The organism is Methylophaga sp., assembly GCF_965655755.1.
In the GTDB taxonomy this organism is placed as follows: domain Bacteria; phylum Pseudomonadota; class Gammaproteobacteria; order Nitrosococcales; family Methylophagaceae; genus Methylophaga.
Map to the genome: position 1 here is coordinate 1 of NZ_CBFHHW010000072.1, position 1,862 is coordinate 1,862.

Sequence of the window (1,862 nt, forward strand, 5' to 3'; positions counted from 1 at the left end):
ACTTCACCACCAAAGTCGGCATGTCCTGGTGTGTCGACAATATTGATATGGTAATCATTCCAGCGAATAGCTGTATTCTTAGAAAGGATAGTGATGCCACGCTCACGTTCCAGATCATTGGAGTCCATCACGCGCTCAGTCAGCTCTTCATGTTCACCGAAAGTGCCTGACTGACGCAGTAATTGGTCAACAAGAGTCGTTTTACCATGGTCAACATGCGCGATGATTGCAATATTGCGCAGTTTTGAAATATCTCTATTGTTAGTCATTATCTTGAATTCTGTTTAAGCATGTCTGACATGCGATAAAAATGAAGCCCGCAGGCACTTATTTGAGAGGTTCTTGCAGATGAGGTTGCAGTTTAGCCAGCAACGCTTTGTGAACGCCAAAACCACCGGCGACAACATTACCTTTATCGAATACGTTATCTTCACCAGCGAAGTCTGTCACCAGACCGCCAGCTTCTTCAACCAGTAACAATCCGGCAGCCAGATCCCAGTTTTGTAAGCCTATTTCCCAGTAGCCATCAACACGGCCAGCAGCAACGTAAGCAAGATCAAGCGCCGCAGAACCGGCACGCCGGATATCAGCCACATGCGGGAACACAGCACTAAAACTTTGCAGATAACACTCGTGGTGCTGTGGGTATTTGAACGGAAAGCCCGTGGCCAGTAACGCACCATCAAGCTCACGACGTTTTGTGACACGCAGGCGATGGTCATTGAGCTTGGCACCCTCGCCACGACTAGCAGTAAATAGTTCGTCACGGCGTGGATCATAGATTACAGCATGTTCGACACGGCCTCTGACCCGAACGGCAATAGACACGCAATAGTGCGGAAATCCATGCAGGTAATTCGTAGTGCCATCAATAGGGTCTATGATCCAGACAGTGTCATTTTCCCCGGTATTACCCGACTCTTCCGCCATTATGGCGTGATCAGGATAAGACTTTTTAATAACACTAATAATTTCTTGTTCAACAAGGCGATCGACATCTGAGACATAATCATTACGACCTTTCGTGGTCACTTCAAGATGTTCAACGTGTTGCAATGATCGCATGATCAGACTGCCGGCATTACGGGCCGCCCGAATAGCGATATTCAGCATAGGGTGCATAGATAAATTTTTCCAGAGCGATTGAGCATGATGAAACAGCACTGTTATAAACAGCGTTCATCAAAAAGAAAGATTATAGCAAATATTTACTCTTTAAGATGCAGCTTTGTCGATAGAGTTCGCATTTTTACTGTGCTTTGATAGACATTATTTTTTTTTCTTGCTAGCGTATGATTTATGTTGCGAATTAGCTAATTAGCAATATAATACCCACGCCAATTATATAACTGGTACTTATTAAGGAGAATAATATGAAACCATTAGCAAAACTGAGTGCTGTAATCCTGCCATTAGCCCTGTTGACCGCTTGTGCCAACACAGCTGAAATGGATGCGTTGAAAGCCTCTGTAGAATCTGCTCAATCAACTGCTGACTCTGCACTGGTAGCTGCTCGCAATGCTCAAAGCACTGCTGACACAGCACAACGCACTGCTACAGATGCAGAACTGGCTGCGATGAATGCCCAGAAATCTGCTGATGAAGCACAAGCTACTGTCGAAGAATGCTGTGCAAAAATCGATCGTATGTTTGAAAAAGCAATGAGCAAATAATTCTTTTTGTTGCATGCAAAAAAGCCGGAACAGGTGTTCCGGCTTTTTTTTGTCTGTCATTTGAGGTACCAATTACAGCGCATCACTCGACACCTGTACCGTCCAGACAGGAATTCCTGCCGCAGTACTCACCTCACTGGCCATAATGTCGGCTTCTTCACGGCTATTGAACGGACCAATCAATGTTTC

At 45.1% G+C, this 1,862-nt stretch carries 3 protein-coding genes; 1 reads left to right on the forward strand and 2 read right to left on the reverse strand.

Going from position 1 to position 1,862, the window contains the following annotated elements:
• Together ACTF5U_RS12400 and suhB are read right to left on the reverse strand one after the other, a co-directional pair.
• Nucleotides 1–269: GTP-binding protein (locus tag ACTF5U_RS12400; RefSeq protein ID WP_438971941.1), on the reverse strand; the 269-nt coding region annotated here is incomplete at its 3' end.
• Nucleotides 270–327: 58 nt separating this feature from the next.
• A complete protein-coding gene (suhB, locus tag ACTF5U_RS12405) occupies nt 328–1,122 on the reverse strand; it encodes an inositol-1-monophosphatase (protein ID WP_438971942.1) in 795 nt (264 codons plus the stop codon).
• A gap of 251 nt (nt 1,123–1,373) precedes the next feature.
• On the opposite strand from suhB, the gene ACTF5U_RS12410 reads away from it, so the two are divergent.
• Nucleotides 1,374–1,673, forward strand: coding sequence for an Lpp/OprI family alanine-zipper lipoprotein (locus tag ACTF5U_RS12410; RefSeq protein ID WP_438971943.1), 300 nt, complete (start codon nt 1,374–1,376; stop codon nt 1,671–1,673).
• Nucleotides 1,674–1,862: the final 189 nt, after the last annotated feature.